Here is an 18,071-nt window from a genome sequence, read left to right on the forward strand (position 1 = left end):
AGTGGCCTGCTGGCTGACGGTGATTGTGGTGCTGCCGGTGCCGTTAACTGTCAGCAGGCCTTGTTCATCCACCGCCACCACCTTGTTATCGTCGGAACGGTACTGGTAGTTGCTATTATTGCCGCCAGTAACCTGTAAAGCCGGCGCCACCTCTCCCCAGCTCAGGGTGACATCCTTCACCGCTAAAGCGGGCACCGGATTTTTTTGCAGCGTTAAGCTCAGACTGGCCTGACGATTAACATCGGCCAGAACTGCCTCAATACGCCATTCTCCGTTGCCATAAACCTCAGGAACCGGCAGTTCGATCGCCGCCAGGCCGGCATCGTCAGTGACCGAAGCGCCAGCCGGTTTGCCATTGCTCTGCCAGCGGATCGGGCGATTTGCTACGCCAAGCAGATCCTCTTCCTCAAGCGCCAGCTGAAAAGTCAGGGGGACACTGGCAACCGGAACCTGCTGCACATTATCTTTTACCGTCAGCGTTATCTCAGGCTGAACCTGGATAACCGTCAGCGGGCTGCGTGCCTCGACATGAGCTTCATCGGCCGCGTAAGCGCTGGCGCTCTTCTGTAGAGAGGCAATAATTTCATCCTGGCCCGCTGAAGTGATGTTTTCGAGCATAACCGTCGCCAGTCCGTTGGCATCAGTGCGGGTTTGCACCTCGCTCAACGCGCCGAGCGCATTATTATTCTGACGCCACCATACCGGCCTGTCAGCTAACGGCCGCCCCTGCCCATCCAGCGCTTTTACGAGGAACTGGATTTTTCCGCGCTGTGATTTGAGGAATTTCACAGTTGCGTCATCCACTTTTATGCCATGATCCAGCGGTTCAAAACGCATTGCCGCCAGCTTCACCGTTGGCCCAGCGATCTGCGCCGTTGCCGCGTCGCCACGAATATTTTTCTTATTTTGCGGGATCACCTGAAACACCAGGGTTTGATCGATATCCCTGGCCGAGACCTGATAACTGTCACCGCTTGCTAACGGTTGTGACAAATCGCGGGCATGGAACCATTGCAGAACTGAGCCGCTCTCCGCCTCCCCCTGATTGGCGTGATAGCGGTAGCTGCCCTTCAGCGTATTGCCAATTACTGACTCGCCCTGAATCTGTACGTCACTGACTGAAGGCGCAAATTCGCCGGGCAGTACGGTTAAACGATATTGCGCCACAGCGGCAGGTTTAGCATCGTTAACCGCGGCGTAAAGCTCTGCACTAATGGTGGTTTCACCGGTTTGCAATGGCGTTACCCGTCCTGTGGTGGACTCGACAGCGGCCGTGTTCGGCTGCGCCGAACGGTAGACCACATGTGCGCCCCCTGCCCCTTTCACGCCGTGAATAAAGGCGGCGCTACCCGCCTGGGTAGTAAGCTCTGCAGGATCAAAGTAGATATGCCAGCTTTTCTGCTGCTGCTGATAGGCCAGCACGATATTATTGTTACGGTGCACGAACTCGGTACGTGAAGCCAGCAGCGAAGGCAGCGCCTGCGCTTTATCCGTATCAAGCATTTCAGCCAAGCTACGACCAAATTCCCAGCGGAGGTCCACCCCGACATTGAAGTTGCTATTCTGTCCGCTGATAAACTGCTGTTCCGAGCGCAGCGTAACCAGCGGCACTGGCTGCCATTTAACCCCCAGATTCAATCCGTAGGGATCTTTACTGGCCTGACTGCGGCTGCCGTTGACATCCACTTTCTCGCCATACCACTGGTAAATACCCGCCCAACCTGAAAGCGTGCGCGCCAGCGCCGCCTCAAGGTTGAGGTCCCAGCCGCTCGCGGCACGTTCATTGAGCACATAGTGGTCGCTGTCTGACAGGAAGGGAGCATCTGAACGCCGCCAGTCGCTTAGCGGCAGATAGTAGTTTGCCGAACCGTGCAGTCGCTCACTCCACAGTTCAAGCCCTGCGCCGAGTCGGCTGTGGTGGCGGGTAATATCCTGATCGTAGAAGGCGTTTGCCCCGCCCATCAGCTGCGAGTTGAAATTGTGACGCCAGCCAAGGCCGACATTCAGCATATTGCGATCGTTCCAGCGATGGCCGTTTAGCTGGACGAACAGGGTGTCATCCTCACCTGTAAAGAAGGGATACAGATAGTCCAGGCCAAAATCGGTGCTACTGCCCTTATCCAGTCCAAGATCGGCGGTTACGCGCGCGCGCGCGCCGCTACGCTTCAGCCAGTTTTCCACTTCAGCGGTCAGGGAAGCATTGGCGGTACTCGCCACCTGAGAGCGCGCGCTGCTGACGGCGCCATGCTGCTGAGCCGACTGCCAGAACGAGCCCAGTATGTCGCGCAGTTTTTCCGCCGCGGCAGAGTTTTCAGCCTTAGCGGCTGGCAGCTGTTCAGGAACAATTACCCACTGCCCTGCTAAATCCGCCAACTGATGCGGGGTTTTCAGCGAGCGGTTCAGATTGATTAACTGCTGGCGAGACAGCTGATACCGCCATGCGAAGTCATCCAGATTCTCCTGCCTGGCCACAGCCACCAGCGTTACCTGCGGGTACATCTGCGCCAGACGCGCATCAGCAGGTAATAAAAATGTTGAGGTACTAAAGTTGAGGCCGTATTGCTCAGCCAAATCCCGCTGCCAGCGCTCGATATCGCTGATTTGTGGCGCTAACTGGCTACCCACCTCCCGCCAGCTTTGGCCTTGAGGTTTTTGATAGAGAATATAGCTGGCGGCATCCGCCGGCTGATTATCCGGCAACGGAGAGGCTCTGAGCCCAGTGGGGAAAAACAGAACTAAAAGCGTGAAGATATAATGGAACAACACCAGAATGGCGATGTTTTTACTGGAGCGTTGATTAATAATATCCACTTACCGATTTCTCATTATGGCTAATTTTACTGACACCCCAACATGGCTAATTTTACTGACACCAACCCATGCTCTGCAGTAATAACCTGCATTACTTCTAAAAACCCCCGGTGCCTCCTGCTTAAATCCTCTAAAATAAAAAGGATTTATTCGCTCAGCATTAAGCAATAAACCATTAAAAGATTACATCTCGCCACGCTAAGAAAATTCTCTCCACCACGAGAAAACACTCTCTTCTCTTCAGACTAGCAGGGAGAATAACAACTAGGTTACCGGTAACCTCGCCGCTATATTCCGCCCTTTAATTTTCTGTGATATTTATCTGAGGAGAATTGCTGATCAGGTTAGCCCACCATAACCAAAGGTCTCACTCATTCAGATCTGACAGCAGAGTCGCCTTACCGCCAGGCAACCAGGCAACCAGGCAACCAGGCAACCAGGCAACCAGGCAACCAGGCAACCAGGCAACCAGGCAACAGCATGCCGTGGCTACCTGCTGGCGCAAGGATCGGGTATTCTGAGGTTGGCGCTCAGCGCCCTAATACATTTCGCAATCCACAGCTTTTTTTCTGACTGGTATGATAGAAACATCTGTTACTGACTCGTATATTTCTCGTCAACAAATCTGAATCAAGCCTGAGGATTAAGCCATGTCTGTGAATATTCTGATTGCCGATGAACATACTCTGATCCGTCGCGGTATGCTCTCAATGATTAATACCATGTCCGCAGCCAATACCACGATGGACAATATTGAATTTAACGTAATTGGCGATACCGACTCGCCAGCAGAGTTAGTGAGCCTGCTTTCACATAATCGCGTGGATATCCTGTTTCTCGGTTTTACGCTTAACACCCGCAGAACCCAGAGCCCGGTTTCCGAACTCGACGGCACCGCACTGATTAAATGGCTGGCGAATAAATTTCCGCAAACTCAGATTGTGGTGCTTTCGCCGTACCGGAATACCAATGTGATCCGCATGGCGCTTGAAGCCGGTGCCAGAGGCTATATCAGTCGGGAGACCTGTGAGCGTATGCTGTGGCGCGCCATGACGGCGGTGCTGGATGGCGAAGTTTATATTGAACGCGGGCTGATGGACTCGCTGTTCCGTCGCGATACGCTTGCCGGCCAGGAGCTGACCACCCGTGAAAACGATGTATTGCGCATGCTGTGCCGCGGGCTGTCGCTGACCGCCATTTCATCAAAAATGAATCTCAGCAATAAAACCGTAAGCGCTCACAAACTGCGCGCCATGGAGAAATTGGGGGTAGAGAGCGACTGTCAGCTTTATTGCCTGCTGGCGCAGACGCGCATGTTCGATATCGCTATTTAATTACTTATGACAACGCTGACGCCGAACAGATGCAGGCAGGATGTATGCTTAAAAACAGTGAATACAGACAGTGAAACAATGTCTGTATTCAGCCGGGCTGCTGATAGTTATTTCTCAATCAACGAACTGGAAAACAGATTTATAATCATCACGCCGACAATGATAAAGGCGATACCGATGATGGCAGGCATATCCAGCTTTTGATGATAATAAAAATAGGAGATCAGCGAGACCAGGATTATCCCCATGCCCGCCCAGATAGCGTAAGCAATGCCTAAATTCAGCACCTTCACCACGTGCGCAAGACCGTAAAATGAGATGGCATAACCGGCTACCACCGCTACCGATGGCCCCAGTCGGGTAAAGCCGTCAGAGGCTTTCACCATCGAAGTGGCGATGGTTTCAGCAATCACCGATACCAGCAACAGCAGATAGATCTTGATCATAGTTTAAGCGTCCTATAACGAAAATTATCTTCAACTCTGGGGCATGTGCGCCGACGCCTGCTACACATCGGTGCGTTTGCGGCCGCAGCTTTATTTTCCCCAGCCACCAACTGTCCACACTGCCACAATACTTTTGACAAGCCCTGTAGAGGGTAACAGAAACCCTCAGGGCTGGGCGAGAATATTCTGAGATAATTCATGAATATATACCCGGTGCTGAAAACAATATCGCTATTTTCTTTTGGCTAATCTTATATCCCATATTCACTACCGCGGTTCTCAGCCTCATATAAACAATTCTATCCAAGCAAACGGCTACATTATTCCCGTCGTTTTTACTTTATTGAGTGCAACTATCTTGAAAAAATTAGAATTAGGTTTACTTATTGGCACCTCCCTTTTGCGCAATCCGCGCTCTCTGCCGAACAGAACCGCACGCTGATGGGGATTAACCGCTGACGCCGTAACACAGCAGGATAACATACCTATCTACTCTCTTTTGGCGGTGAAACTTACGAAGCAATCTGGTCGCATATGGCAACCGAGGTTAACCGGGCGAAAATCGCCCAAGGGCTGGTGAAACTGATGAAAACCAGTTCCCGGTGTACAACAAGAACCTTAAACCCGAAGAAATGGTAGGTGAATGTCTCTCCCACAGCTGGGACGGAAAGACCTGCGATATGAGTCACTATCGGTCTATCTGGATGGCATCGATTTTGATTTCGAGAAAGCTGTACGCGTTATCCCCGAGGAGAATGATAATCTGCTGAAGTTGACGCAGCTGGTTCGTCAGTTGCTGAAGCCGAATAGAAATAAAGAGCTCTGTCTGACCACCTATCATGTGGGCGCCGATCCGGAAGCCTGTATAGATGCCAGCGATATGCAGGACTGCTCGTCGTTTATTGAAGATAAACGCTCCCCCCATCATGGCGTGACCAAGGACAAGGATCTCTTCGACTTCTTCAATGTCATGACCTACGATGCCAGCCCTAAATTCCAGTATAAAATCGCCATGGCTAAGGGTAGCCCTGGCAAAATTCTGTTAGGCAACACTATTAACAGTCAGTGGGATCCGGATGGCCGCTACGTTGAGTCCTGGGGGAAAAATATCGAACGCGCCGAATGGCAGGCTAAAAATAACTATGGCGGTTTCTTATGTCTAGATGCAGGGATCGAATAATCATCAGCTCAGCTTTGGTGGTCAGGTTGAATACATCAATCAGATGCAGCAGGCTGCGCAAAATGCCAATGGTCCTGTTGATAACCATCTGCCTGTCGCCATCGCTACGATCGGTGCCGCTCATGTCACTCTGGACGGTTCAAGGTCCCATGATCCGAAAAAAAGTGCTTCCCTGCTGTTTAAATGGCAGCAGATCTCTGGACCACAGGTAACTCTGCATAATGACAACCGGCCGCAGGTCAGCTTTGAGCTGGGCGACACGCAGAAGGACTTGGAGTCAGGGGCTTCCGGCTGACCGTTAACGATGGCGAACAAGATTTAGCGCCGTTTGACTTTGTCATTCTGCATAAAGCTGAAGTAAATAACGATATTCCGGGTAACTGCCCCCTGATAACGGCGCACATACTGGCTGGCGGAGCAGCAAAGTTTATATCAGCAGCGATGTAGTCAGCTGGAAAGGCAAAGAGTACAAAGCGCGCCAGTGGACCCAGGGCAACGGGCCTGGAAATCATTGAGCGGCAAACATCCAGCGCTCAGCCATTATTCAGAGGCTCTGGCAGGGGCGTTTTCACATATCAGGATGGTGCCTAACTTCACAAATCATTTATCTTTCATACAAAACTCATAACTTTTATTACAAAAAATAAATCGCCTGACCTATATTCAGCCTGCATACGCTTTAGAAGAAAATGCTACCTCTTACATTACAGCGAACAATTAAGGAATCGTAATGGAAAAGTTTATTTTCAAATGGCTGTTGCTGCTTCCCGCTTTCAGCGCATCATCTGCGTTGTTTGCTCAGTCAACTTATCTCTCCGGGGAACAAACCCGCTATCAGCATGATGGCCTGACGTTGTCCACCTCGTTGGGTTATCTCGGCGGCAAGGCAAAAGAGAACGTTTATGGTGATGGCAGGCAACTCAGCCAGGTGGACTGGAAGATAAAAAACGCGGCTATCATTAAAGGGCAGCTGAATTACGACCTGCTCCCTTGGCTCAGCCTGAATGCACAAGGATGGACCACGCTGGCAAAAGGTAGCTCCCATATGGATGACTATGACTGGTTCAATCCCGACAGCAGCAGCCCTTCAGAACACTCTGTTTCCCCAACCCGTCTGAACTACGCTAACCAGTACGATTTGAGCGTACGCGGATGGGTGATGAACGAGCCAACGTTCAAATTTGGACCGATGGCCGGGTTCCAGCAGAGTCGCTACAGCTTTACCGCCCATGACGGTAGCTATAACTATTCAGGTCGCAATGATGACGGCACCATTAATCCGGACCTGCCCCGATTGCAGGGAACCTTTAACGGCCCGGTAATTGGCTATAAACAGACTTTTTCCGCTCCCTATATTGGTCTGGCTGGCTTTTATACCGTCGGCAAATTTGAGTTCAGCGGACTGGTTAAATACAGTAACTGGGTTAAAGCTAAAGACTACGATATGCACTATCTGAGGGCTACCGACTTCCAGAGCGAAGCCCATAACGGCAGGCTCTGGGGCGCCGAAATTACCGCTGGATATAACGTAACGCCTGTGGCTCAGGTATATGTAGAGGCCAACTACAGCCGCTTCACGCAGGCGCGGGGGGATATGGTGGTTCGTGATTATAATGCCGGTGAAGAGTCGGTGAATTCCAATGCCGAAGGGATCGAAAACAGAACCTACAGTTATATGATGGGCGTAAAATATGTTTTTTAACCGGCAGACACGTAAGGCCGCTGGCGGTAAAAAATATCAATGAGTTGCTGGCTGCCGCCGTTAACCTATTTCCGAAGGTCGCGCAGCCCGCTCAACGCGATCTTCGCTTGTGACCAAGAAGAATAATAATGACACCAATACAGACGCGGCTAAGCTCACCGAGCTCAGCAAATCTTTTGATGGCAAAGCGATCATCTCCCATTTCGACCATGACTATTTATCATGGCGAGTTCATCACACTTCTGAACCCCTCTGGCTGCGGTAGGACCACTATGCTCCGTCTGATTGCCGGTCTCGTCGTGGGCAGCCAGCTGCTGTTGCGTGATAAAACCAAATAAAGATAACCAGTTATGAATAAATGGTGTTACTGGTTAGCCTCTGGCATGCTGACGTTAAGCGTGCAGAGCGCCCAGGCCGATGAAAGCAGCAAAACGCTCTATTTTTTACATCAAGGAGGGCGGCATTTTCCTAGATGGACAGCCTAGCGATCCCGGCTAATGACAAAAATAAAGCTGGCGCGTTTAAACTGATCAACTTCCTGTTGTGTCCGGAAGTAGCAGCTAAAGTCGCGCAAACTATCGGTCATCCTACGCCGAACCTGACGGCCAGAGCGCAGTTACCCAAAACCCTCACCGGCGACTAGTCGCTCTATCCGCTGGAGGAGGTAATAAAAAATAGTAAGTGGTAGGATGATGTCGGCGCTACCAGCACCCTATATGAAACGCTGCTTGAACGGCTGAAAGCGGGCCGTTAAAAGACCAACTCCTGCTGACCGAGAGGTAATTAGCGCCAGCCATCACCGCTGGCGCCAGTTGCTTAGTAATTAGCGATTACTTACGATCCCAGGCCTGCGCCCATGCCCAGCCGGTGCCCGGCTCATAAGCTTGGCTCAGACCACACCAGCCATTGGCGCCATGGGCGCTTTTACACTGATACAGATTACCGTCACGGCTGCGCACGACTTCGCCACCCTGATATTTATGGCCCAGTTTCCAAGCAGGATAATCACCTGGCGTCGGCGGCGTTACTTCATTGTCATTGTCTGGCGGCGTTACGTTATCGTCACCGTTGTTATTATCGTCATCCGGGGGCGTTACATTATCGCCACCACCATCGTTGCCGTCATCCGGCGGGGTCACGTTATCTTCATGATCATCATCGCCAGGATGGTTATGGCCGCCAAAGTCAACGTCAATCACATTGTAAAAGGTCGCATCGGTATCTCCCACATCCCAGGTCGCCAAGATTACCTGATAACCTTCACGCTCTGGAACGTTACACTCCTGCGGCTGACCTTTGCCTAAAGGAGGAATTTCGTTTTTACCATCAATGACGCAGAACGGCGTAGTGTCGAATGACGCGCGGGTCAGCGGCTTATTCGGATTCCAGTCCGGTTTAGTCATGTAATAGCGCCAGTCTTTGGTACGATGAGGCGCTCTGAAGGTCCAGGTAAAGTTGTGCTTCCCGGCGCTCATGGCCAGTTTCTGCCAGCGGCTGTCGCTCTGCGCGTTCAGCGGGCTCATAGTAGCCAGTCCCGCGCCGGCGATTTCGCCATCTTTTGGCGCATAAACGATGCTTCCGCCCGCGCTCTGCGTCTGATAGGCCGGGAAGCCGTCGCCGCCTTCCACGCTTTGCGGTTCATACTGTACCGCGCCGCACTCTTTATTCTGGTTACCTTGTGCGTCAGTACACAGGTAACCGCGCGAGGCCGGCTCGCTGACAAAGCCATGCGCCCATGCGCCGGATGCAGACAGCAGCGCCGCCAGCGCAAAACCAATTTTTGTTACGTTCATCTTTAATATGCCCTTTATAAACCAGAAATAGTGGTGTTATTGTTCGGGCTTAAGGTTACTGGCAGCGCCAGTCTGTCACTATCAGTCGGCTCTTGCTGATATTAAGAACTGAAGCATGGAGATCGAGAAATATCTCTCTCAAAGTCATTACCGGTTTGCCACTATAAGCAAAAAGCGCCTATCTGACGTTGTGACTGGTGTCAGGCCCCTTTACAGCGCTAATCTAGGTCACGCAATATCACCGGCGGCGATTGCTGGCGCGGATAATTGACAGAGCAGCACTGCGGATGCAATCTTACCGACCTGCGCCAACCTGACGTCACGCGCAAAAAAAACGTTCGCACAGTTGAAAACTCAACGTATGCGAACGAAAATTTATTTGCTATTAACTACCTGTACTTAACTTTGGCTCCAGTGGGCTGTGGCTTACTTTAACCGCCAGACGTCGTTGGTTCCGGGTTTATCCCCCTTAGTCCACCATTTTGCCTGCCAGGTTTTCCCCTGGTAAGAGACTTCATCGCCGCCGAGGTAAACTTCACTGGAATTCCATGCGCCACCGATCTCTTTGTCGAGGTTTTCCCAGACGTCATTGGTGTCAGGCTGATTATTCTGCGTCCACCACTTGGCTTTATAGGTTTTCCCCTGCCAGCTGACCATATCGCCGCCATGATAAATTTTCTGGCTGCTCCACTGACTGTGATCGCCTCCATTGCCAGGGTTATCATTCTCCGGCTGCGCCAGGGTTTTAACCGTAACAGTCTGACTTTTTACCGACTGGTTGCCAGCGGCATCCACAGCGGAAATTTGATACAGGTAAGTGCTGTCCGCCTGCAGACCGCTGTCAGTCCACTGCGTATTGCTCATGGGCGCGACCAGAATACCATTACGCCAGACCTGATAACCGGTCACAGCGACATTATCTGTCGCCGCCTGCCACTTCAGCTGCACGCTGGTCTGGGTTATTGCCGATGCCTGCAAATCCTGCGGCACTGAAGGCGCCTGCACATCCTGCTCTGGCTGCTGCACTTCATCGTCGCTGGTTACATAGGCGATCTCACTGGGTACCGAGCGGTTACCCGCTTTATCTACCGCAATAACCTGATAAGCATACTGCGTAGCAGGCGTAATCCGGGTGTCGTGCCACTCTGGTAACGTGGGTTGGGCAACCTGAACGCCGTCACGCCAGATTTCATAGTGGTGTACGCCGAGATTATCTACTGACGCGCGCCACTGCAGACTGATCATTGACGCGGTGACCACCGCCGCCGGCTTGCCTGGCGCGCCTGGCGCTTCGGTATCGGGTGCATCAACATGTTCTTCATTAATCAGCCCGGCATAACGGTTTACGAACTCATAACCGTAGGGGTTACCGCTGGCATCACGCCCGGCGTCCCAGTTTACCGACCAGGTCATCAGCCCTTTAATTGGCGTACCCTGCGCAGCAAGTCTTTGCAGCGTGGTACCAACGTCCGCTTCATTGTTCACATAGCCTGTAGCCGCCGCATCCGGGTTACTTGGCAAACCAATGGCGAACTTATCGGCCGGGATCTGGATATAACCGCGGGTGCCATGAATGATCGAGTCAGTCAGATAGAACAGGAAATCGCCCTTTTTTTGCTGGTTGTTTTGCGCCAGCCAGCCGATCCCCTCAACGGACACCCCATCACCGCCCTGGTTGTAGAATTGCGGGGAGATAAAGTCGTAATAACCTTCAAGGCTCTTAATCAGCTGTACATAACCCGTGCGTCCAGCCTGCAGATAGGGAAACTCAGGTGCCATGCTGATAATAAAGTGCGGATATTGCTGCTTAACCATCTTCAGCGCTGCCGGGATCTCGGTAATGTTGGCGCCAGCACTAATAGCGCCGCCTTCAAGGTCGATATCCAGACCATCAAAGCCATATTTTTCTACCAGTCGGATGATTTCATCGGCAAATTTTTGCGCATCACCCTGCTTAAGCTCAATATGCGCATCAGCGCCGCCCAGAGAGAGTATAACCGCCCGATTCTGAGCATTCAGGGTGGCAACCTCAGAGCGAAACTGCTCATCAGACATATTGTAAGGTTTAAAGGTCGGGATGCCATCACCGGTCATAAAAGCCACGGTGACTACATTATAAGCTTCAGGCACCGCACTCAGCGGCAGCTCGGCAGAGGTACCCCTCTGATAGCCATCTGATTTACTGGCCCAGTTATGCCAGAATCCCACAAGGACCTTTTTGCCGCTGATATCCGGCATAGCAGATGCCGCGTCCTGTGTGGCAGCATAGCTGCTGGCTGACACGCCAGCCAGCAGCAGGCTGCTGGCTAACATGGTAAGTTTCAGTACTTTTTTCATATAGTATATTTCTCTTTATTCCGCTGTTTAAGCGGGTTAAACCCATTACTTACCCGAACCGGGCATAGCAACTATTAATTGAATAAAATCGTTAATTAAAATGCCGACAATAAGAAGCCTTCCGTTAGCCTAGTTTATAAAACCGCGGATAACAATGTATTTAAGAACCCAGACAGCGAATAGCGAGAAAATTCTGTCAGCAGCCAGACAACAGGAAAAACAGCAAAATATAACTGTTCAGCTAACTACAGCCATAATACCTAGCCAGGCCTAGTGTCTGGTTATGATGAAATATATTCCGCAGCGCCAGTTTAACTGCGTCTGTTAACCATCAGTCATAACTATCGCAATAATTGGCCGGGCATCAGCGCCGGAAAATTCAGTAACAGCAAAAATACCAGGCGAGGGCAGCCAGGACCAGATAAGGACCAAACGGGAAAGTCTCGCCAGGCTTACGGCGCAGTAAGCACCACGCACTGACAATAGCCAGCAGCGAAGCGATAATCATGATCTGAAACAGCGCTTCCATCCCCAGCCAGCCGCCGATACCGGCAAACAGCTTCATATCCCCCATGCCCATCCCCGCTTTGCCGCGACACCAGCAGTAAAAACGATCCAACAGCCACGGCAGGCCAAAACCTGTTGCTGCAGCCAACAATGCTTCCTGCCATGTAACATGGCCAAAACCGCACACCGCCGCCGTCACGACCAGCGCCAGCAGTGGCAGCGTCAGGCGATCGGGCAACAACGAGGTTTCCAGATCGATAAAAAACAGCGGCACCAGCAGACTTATCGCCAGTAAACCAAGTATCCCCTGCGGCGTTACACCTTGCAGAGTAATGGTCAGGACAAACAGCGCCGCCATAAGTAATTCAACTAGCGGATAACGTGGACTGATACGCTGCTGGCACTGATAACAACGACCGCGCAGCAGCAGCCACCCCAGCACAGGAAGATTATGACGGATTTTAACCGGGGCCTGACACTGCGGGCAGTGGGAAGCCGGTAAGGACAGAGTGATCGACTCTCCTTGTAACATTCGCGGCAGCCGATAAATCACCACGTTAATAAAGCTTCCGACCACTGCCCCCATTAAGGCAAAAAAAATTGAGAAAAGCATGCTGACCTCATGGATAAAGCAAAAGTGCGCCAATGGTAGCATGAGATAAATGACGCGCTATGCCTCTCTGGCTAATGCGCGTGGGTTCCTGGAGCCACGGAAAAAAATCTGCAGCCAGAACAGAATATACTTAATCAGCTGAAGGATTTTCCACTCAGAAACGATATTTAATCCCCAAATCGATGACATAGGTTTGCGACTGATTCACCATTGGACTCTGACGCACATCATTACTCAGATAATTAATTCTTGCCGAAATAAAGGTATCCCACTGCGGAGCAAACTGATAATCCAGCGCCAGCTGTAACCAGGGGGTAAGGCTGCTGCCGGGCGACCACTGCGTCAAACCGCTGCGTCGCGACTCTTCTTTGCTTACGCCAAAGTAATAATCTGTCTGGCGGGCGTCCTCCCAATCCACTCCGGCCGAAGGAATAAGCGCCCAGTCCCCGCTGGAGAGATAGCCAGTCCAGGAGAAGGTTCCGAACCAGCCATCGCTCAAGCCCAGCGCATCACGCGCCAGTTGGGCCGAAAACATACCGTAGCTAGTGATGGCGTCATAGCTGATACCCGCCATCATCGTAGTGCGACGATCGTTAAGCTGGCGCATTGCTGCACTGCTGCCGTCTTCATGATCGTAGCTGCGCTGATAAAACCACAACGCCTTCACTTTCAGCGTTTGCTGGTTCTGCTTCCACACAATAGCGCCAGCTTCCTGACCATCGATATACAGAAGATTGTTGTCCCAACTCAGTAAGGGGAATGGAGTATAGTTGACGCGTTTAGCATTATAGGGCGAGGTCTGCCACTCATTATCAATCGCGAGATTGAGAGGTTCACCGCACACCACAGAAGGTATAATGACAGATGCTAGCACCCAGAACTTTTTTTTCATTATCGCTGTCTCGTAGATTTCGTGTTCACCAGCCGCAATCTGACAGGCTGGCGTGACTGTCAACCGTTTCATCACAACAGAATATGGTGAACTGCTGCCGTGGCGCGTCACGTTGCCAGCGGAATAACCCTCTTCGTCAATACGGCTCCTACTGTACGCTAACAAACATAACCCACAATAACCCACTTGCGGACATTTGAATTCCGCCAGAAAGCGGAATAGCTAAGGCAAATTCATTGATTTCTAAAGTGTTAAGAAATTGAGGGCATACTGGGGTCTAAAAAACCGGTCTGGAGACATCCCCTGACCGGATCAATTTTTGCGAATACTGACTCATTGATGATACAAACGGTCGATCGGCCTGTTGAAGAAACTGTATACCGGAATGGCTCATCTGAAGACATATAATTTTTCTGAGGTTCATCAGACGCGGAACTCATCATGGCAAGATTCAGACGGCGAATAGATTTAAGCAAGCCAAATGATATCGTAGAAAATCAGTGTAGCAAAAACGGGAGCAACCATAGATTCGATATCCAACCTGCCCCCTAGTTAACATAGCACAATCCATATTATTAGCCTCCAAGAAAAAGGCGGGAAAGTTATTCCCGGCCTTTCTCCTGAGCACAGACTAAAGGTGTTATTTCACACAAACATAGCCAGATCCAGAGCCTGGCGCAGTAGACCCTACAGGGGAGCTAGCCGAGTGGAAGTCACCAAACAACGCTCCCCATTTTCCTGCAAGATAATACCAGTTATTTGTATATTCACCGGACACTGACATTGTGCTGAAATCGCCGCTGTTATCTGCAAAATATTGCAAATCTGTTTCCGATGCGGCATTACCGCCGCCATAAGTGCTACAGTTGCTTACGGCGGCACTCTCGATGGTTGTAGGGTACTCTGAGTACATTGTCCAGTAGTACTTACTGCCTGCCTGAATAACTGCTCGTACCGTTACGGTGGTATTTTTTGAGCTACCGGTCGTAGCCAACGCGGTTACCGTTGCAGTAGCATTGGAAGTTGCTACATGAATTGCCGAAAGCCCAATACTCGCATTACCATTGTTATCAGTGGATGAAGATGTGTCGCTCAGAATGCCTGTTGAAGTGCTCCAGGCCACCGGATAATTAACCAGTATATTGCCGTTTCCGTCTTTGACAGTCGCAGTCAGCGTTGAAGTCTCACCACCCGAACCGGTAATTTTGGCAATACTTGACGTCAAATTTGTCACTCGTGCCGTATTAACGTCACCAACCAAATTCACAGATGGTGCATTAACATTGCCCGAGCTACCCGTCTGTGCCGCCACCTGCGCAGCACCGGCTGCAGTACCGCGCAGCGCGATCGTCACTTTACCGTCAGCACCGGTGGTGCTGCTGCCTGCCGACAGTGTGCCGAGGCTGGTCGTCCAGTTTACGGTGACGCCCGGCACCAGGTTGCCGTTGGCATCTTTCACCACGGCGCTGAAGGTGGCTACGTCCGTATTGTTGGCCGTAACGGTGGTCTTGTCTACCTCAGGTCACCGCTGCCAATGCCGGCGCTGGCGCTGTCGGCGATAAAGTGAGTGTCAACACTACCCGAGTTGCCGTTTTGCAGCCTGGCGGTGACGGTTTCCGCAACTTTGTTGATGAAGCTGATACTGACCAGACCTTTATCATCTGTCACAACATCCAGGGAAGAACCTGCCGCTACGGTAGCAGAACCACTTAGCTCGAAGGTTACCGCAGTTTCGGCTAACGGATTACCTCCGGTGTCGGTGACGGTCGCTTTTACCTCATTCATTGCAATGTTATTTGCGACACTATTATTTATAGTTGCCACGATAGCGCCGCTGTCGATATGACCAGTGGATGAATCTGCAGATTGCGTGATGGTAACATCCGGGAGTGCCGTATCGTTGAACCATGAGGAGACTACCGCAGTACCCACGCGGGTACCTAATGTAACAACAGCCTGATAAATCCCCGGAGACGTTTCTTCAATAGGGCCAATGGTTGCGACCTGCAATGCTGTAGTCGACGTCTGCTTCGATGCCAGAGACTCTTTAATAGAGGTGGTTAAGGATTTTGCCATGCCCGGAACGGCGTTGCCATCAACGTCAAACAGTCCGATGCTAAGCGTCGAGATACTTTTGCCATCGGCAATAATATTGACTGGATTGGCGCTAACCGTAGTGGCTCCTGTGCTAACATCCCCACTTCCACATGGATCTCCGACGTAGCTCCACTCTTTACGCATTTGGGATTACCCTCAATAATGAGGAAAATACAAACAAAAGGATCCTGCCCTTGCGATTTATTGTCTTAGAAGGATCCGCAGCGAGAGGCCAGAATAGGGTTATCCAGACCCCGATGGCGCTACGTGAAAAACAAATGAACAACAGCCCCTTTCCCAGCAGATTTAACCAGAGCGCATTTCGCTTCTTCCCATCGCGCCAGGCGTTGATTTTGCGGCAGCAGTCCCCCTGCGGCATATGGCATCACACCCACTTATCTTCTGGCACCGGATGTGATCGCCCCCCTCTTCTATATGCCCGATCAGCGTCACCACATGCTGTTCTCCATCATCCGGAACACCGGCGTGCGGATAGGTGAGGGCCGGACGCTGACGTCGGAATCGTTTGATCTCGACGGACTGAGACCGTTAGTGAAGGTGCTGTCTGAAAAAGTTCGGGCGCGTCGCGAGCGCCCGCCGAAAGATGAAGTGCATCTGGTACTGCTAACATATGACAGTTTTGTGCGCCAGATGCAGAGCTGGATGGTCACCACCCTCCCCCGCCGTAGTGAACCACTGTGGTCAGTAACGGATGAAACCATGCGCAACTGGCTGAAGATGGTCATTGCACGGGCCGAAGTGGACGGGGTCATATTTTGGTGCCGGTGACACCACATACGTTTCGTCACAGCTACGTCATGCACATGCTCTACCACCGGCAGCCAAAGAAGATCATTCAGGCCCTAGTCGGTCACAAGGATCCGCGTCCAATGGAGGTTTACACGCGAATGTTTACGCTGGATATGGCGGCCACACTGGCCGTACCGTTCACCAGAGATGAGCATGATGCCGCGCAAATCCTCAGGACACTTCCCCCACTAAAGTGACAATTTTACTCACCACATTTTATATAAGCTGTGGTGAGTAATTCCCGCTGAAATAAACTATAGTGAATAACATAAGCTGTAGAGAGCTGATTACGAATGACAGAAGTCTGGCAAGACTTGATCGCACGGCTGCAGCAGCAACAGTCTGCTCTGAAGAGGCTTTCATCGGTGAACAAAGCGTCTCCGGCATGGGTTGTTCTCATCACAGATTATATAAGCTGTAGTGAGTAGAGTACTCACCCGAGACAGTAATATAAACTGTAGTAAGTAAACTGGGATGTGTGACTCACTACAGCTTATATTCAGCGTGTTTTGAAGAGTTTTTCAAGGTCATCAAGACTGATGCCCAGCTTATCTAACAGCGCCAGTTTTTCGGCCATCTCCGGACTAATATCACCAGATGCGGCAGGCATCTTCGGGTTCTCTGCACTCTCATCATGAGGTGGCTGTAACTTGGGCCGGCGATAGTGAATGCAGAAGAGTTTTGTGCGCCCCCTTTGGATTTCCGTGTAATCCAGATAGCCAATCTCCCGGAGCTGTTCCATAGCACGCCTCACCGTCTGGTTCTGCGAGAACACAGGGGACTTCAGGTTCAGGCGTGCCCGCAGACGTGCCAGTGATATCGGTGCAGGATCACGTGGCAGGCTCTCTATAAAGGTATACAGGGCCTGCGCGGACTCCCGGCGCTTCAGCGCGTTGATGGCTTTCAGCTGCAGCAGTACTTTACGGTCGAACTGATAGAGCTCAAACAGTCGCGGATCAGCCTGCAACTGCACAACATCTTGCTCAGTATCATAGTAGGCCGACTGCACCAGGTGCGTAATGTATTCTTTGGTATGTTTTTCGGTTGTGCGGGAAAACGAGATCACGGTACCTGAAATACGTTTAAGCGAGGGGCTGATACGCTCCCGGAGCCTGCGTGATGATTGACTGGACGGGATGCCGCAAAGTTTTGCGAACTCAACAAACGGCAGCTCAACTTTATCTCCGATAACCTTATGACGGGCAAAGGAATGGATCACCCCTACCCAAGTCTTGAAGTCGTTATCCATATCAAGACGGGGACCGGTGATCTCCACCTTATCAAATCCTTCAGCTCTGGCGAGAGACAGTCTCGTCAGTTCTTCCGTCGCATCAGTACGGGATAGCGTGTTTTTTTTGCTGTTTTTCAGTGACTTAAGCGTAGGTACAAACACTCCAAGCCGCATCAGTGCCACGGGCTGCACTGTATTACTGGCATTAGGAGTAAGATTTACGACTTCACCAGAGGATTTATCCACCTCTTCAAACAGCTTTTTTATATCCAGATTGTCCTTGTCCAGAGAGCCTCCGATCGGTGGATAGTTAAAGAA

General features: G+C 51.3%; 14 protein-coding genes and 3 pseudogenes. 8 read left to right on the forward strand and 9 right to left on the reverse strand.

Annotation, left to right across the window (positions count from 1 at the left end; genetic code table 11):
* A partial coding sequence (locus AB1287_RS17455) for an inverse autotransporter beta domain-containing protein (RefSeq protein WP_435618590.1) occupies positions 1-2,811 on the reverse strand: 2,811 nt, incomplete at its 3' end.
* A gap of 650 nt (positions 2,812-3,461) precedes the next feature.
* On the opposite strand from AB1287_RS17455, the gene AB1287_RS17460 reads away from it, so the two are divergent.
* On the forward strand, positions 3,462-4,145 hold the full coding sequence (locus AB1287_RS17460) for a LuxR C-terminal-related transcriptional regulator (protein WP_435618591.1): 684 nt from the start codon (positions 3,462-3,464) through the stop codon (positions 4,143-4,145).
* 107 nt (positions 4,146-4,252) lie between these two features.
* Here the strand turns inward: AB1287_RS17460 and AB1287_RS17465 are convergent, their stop codons facing one another.
* Entirely contained in the window at positions 4,253-4,588 is a 336-nt protein-coding gene (locus tag AB1287_RS17465) for a DMT family transporter (RefSeq protein ID WP_436799848.1), read from the reverse strand.
* Positions 4,589-5,234: 646 nt separating this feature from the next.
* Here AB1287_RS17465 and AB1287_RS17470 point away from each other — a divergent pair.
* The 6 genes and pseudogenes from AB1287_RS17470 to potD form a co-directional block, all read left to right on the forward strand.
* Positions 5,235-5,771, forward strand: a complete 537-nt coding sequence (locus tag AB1287_RS17470; protein ID WP_435618593.1) for a hypothetical protein — start codon at positions 5,235-5,237, stop codon at positions 5,769-5,771.
* Positions 5,755-6,066 carry a PKD domain-containing protein gene (locus AB1287_RS17475; RefSeq protein WP_435618594.1) on the forward strand — a complete coding sequence of 104 codons (312 nt, stop codon included), beginning with the start codon at positions 5,755-5,757 and terminating at the stop codon, positions 6,064-6,066. Before AB1287_RS17470 ends, AB1287_RS17475 begins: the two co-directional genes overlap by 17 nt.
* A gap of 85 nt (positions 6,067-6,151) precedes the next feature.
* Positions 6,152-6,286: a carbohydrate-binding protein gene (locus tag AB1287_RS17480; protein ID WP_435618618.1), complete on the forward strand. Its 135-nt coding sequence runs from the start codon at positions 6,152-6,154 to the stop codon at positions 6,284-6,286.
* Between the two features lie 215 nt (positions 6,287-6,501).
* Positions 6,502-7,473 carry an omptin family outer membrane protease gene (locus AB1287_RS17485; protein WP_435618595.1) on the forward strand — a complete coding sequence of 324 codons (972 nt, stop codon included), beginning with the start codon at positions 6,502-6,504 and terminating at the stop codon, positions 7,471-7,473.
* A 109-nt stretch (positions 7,474-7,582) separates the two neighbouring features.
* Positions 7,583-7,769, forward strand: a pseudogene (gene potA / locus AB1287_RS17490) (spermidine/putrescine ABC transporter ATP-binding protein PotA); the annotation flags it as partial.
* Positions 7,770-7,911: 142 nt separating this feature from the next.
* Positions 7,912-8,227, forward strand: a pseudogene (gene potD, locus AB1287_RS17495) (spermidine/putrescine ABC transporter substrate-binding protein PotD); the annotation flags it as partial.
* Between the two features lie 76 nt (positions 8,228-8,303).
* Here potD and AB1287_RS17500 read toward each other — a convergent pair.
* From AB1287_RS17500 to AB1287_RS17530, 6 genes are all read right to left on the reverse strand, one after another.
* Positions 8,304-9,266: a lytic polysaccharide monooxygenase gene (locus AB1287_RS17500; RefSeq protein WP_435618596.1), complete on the reverse strand. Its 963-nt coding sequence runs from the start codon at positions 9,264-9,266 to the stop codon at positions 8,304-8,306.
* A gap of 426 nt (positions 9,267-9,692) precedes the next feature.
* Positions 9,693-11,603 carry a carbohydrate-binding protein gene (locus tag AB1287_RS17505; protein ID WP_435618597.1) on the reverse strand — a complete coding sequence of 637 codons (1,911 nt, stop codon included), beginning with the start codon at positions 11,601-11,603 and terminating at the stop codon, positions 9,693-9,695.
* Positions 11,604-11,982: 379 nt separating this feature from the next.
* Positions 11,983-12,723, reverse strand: a complete 741-nt coding sequence (locus AB1287_RS17510; RefSeq protein ID WP_435618598.1) for an A24 family peptidase — start codon at positions 12,721-12,723, stop codon at positions 11,983-11,985.
* A gap of 154 nt (positions 12,724-12,877) precedes the next feature.
* Positions 12,878-13,615 (reverse strand): MipA/OmpV family protein, encoded by a 738-nt coding sequence (locus tag AB1287_RS17515; RefSeq protein WP_435618599.1) that lies wholly within the window; start codon positions 13,613-13,615, stop codon positions 12,878-12,880.
* 640 nt (positions 13,616-14,255) lie between these two features.
* The gene (locus AB1287_RS17520) at positions 14,256-15,074 is read right to left on the reverse strand and encodes an Ig-like domain-containing protein (protein WP_436799846.1); all 819 of its coding nucleotides are present in this window, start codon (positions 15,072-15,074) and stop codon (positions 14,256-14,258) included.
* A 53-nt stretch (positions 15,075-15,127) separates the two neighbouring features.
* Positions 15,128-15,856 (reverse strand): Ig-like domain-containing protein, encoded by a 729-nt coding sequence (locus AB1287_RS17530; RefSeq protein ID WP_435618600.1) that lies wholly within the window; start codon positions 15,854-15,856, stop codon positions 15,128-15,130.
* Between the two features lie 175 nt (positions 15,857-16,031).
* On the opposite strand from AB1287_RS17530, the pseudogene AB1287_RS17535 reads away from it, so the two are divergent.
* Positions 16,032-16,719, forward strand: a pseudogene (locus tag AB1287_RS17535) (tyrosine-type recombinase/integrase).
* A gap of 302 nt (positions 16,720-17,021) precedes the next feature.
* On the opposite strand, the gene AB1287_RS17540 reads toward AB1287_RS17535, so the two are convergent.
* Positions 17,022-18,011: a RepB family plasmid replication initiator protein gene (locus AB1287_RS17540; protein ID WP_435618620.1), complete on the reverse strand. Its 990-nt coding sequence runs from the start codon at positions 18,009-18,011 to the stop codon at positions 17,022-17,024.
* Between the last annotated feature and the right edge of the window lie 60 nt (positions 18,012-18,071).

It is taken from the genome of Scandinavium sp. UTDF21-P1B, from assembly GCF_040750395.1.
Classification (GTDB): Bacteria; Pseudomonadota; Gammaproteobacteria; order Enterobacterales; family Enterobacteriaceae; genus Scandinavium.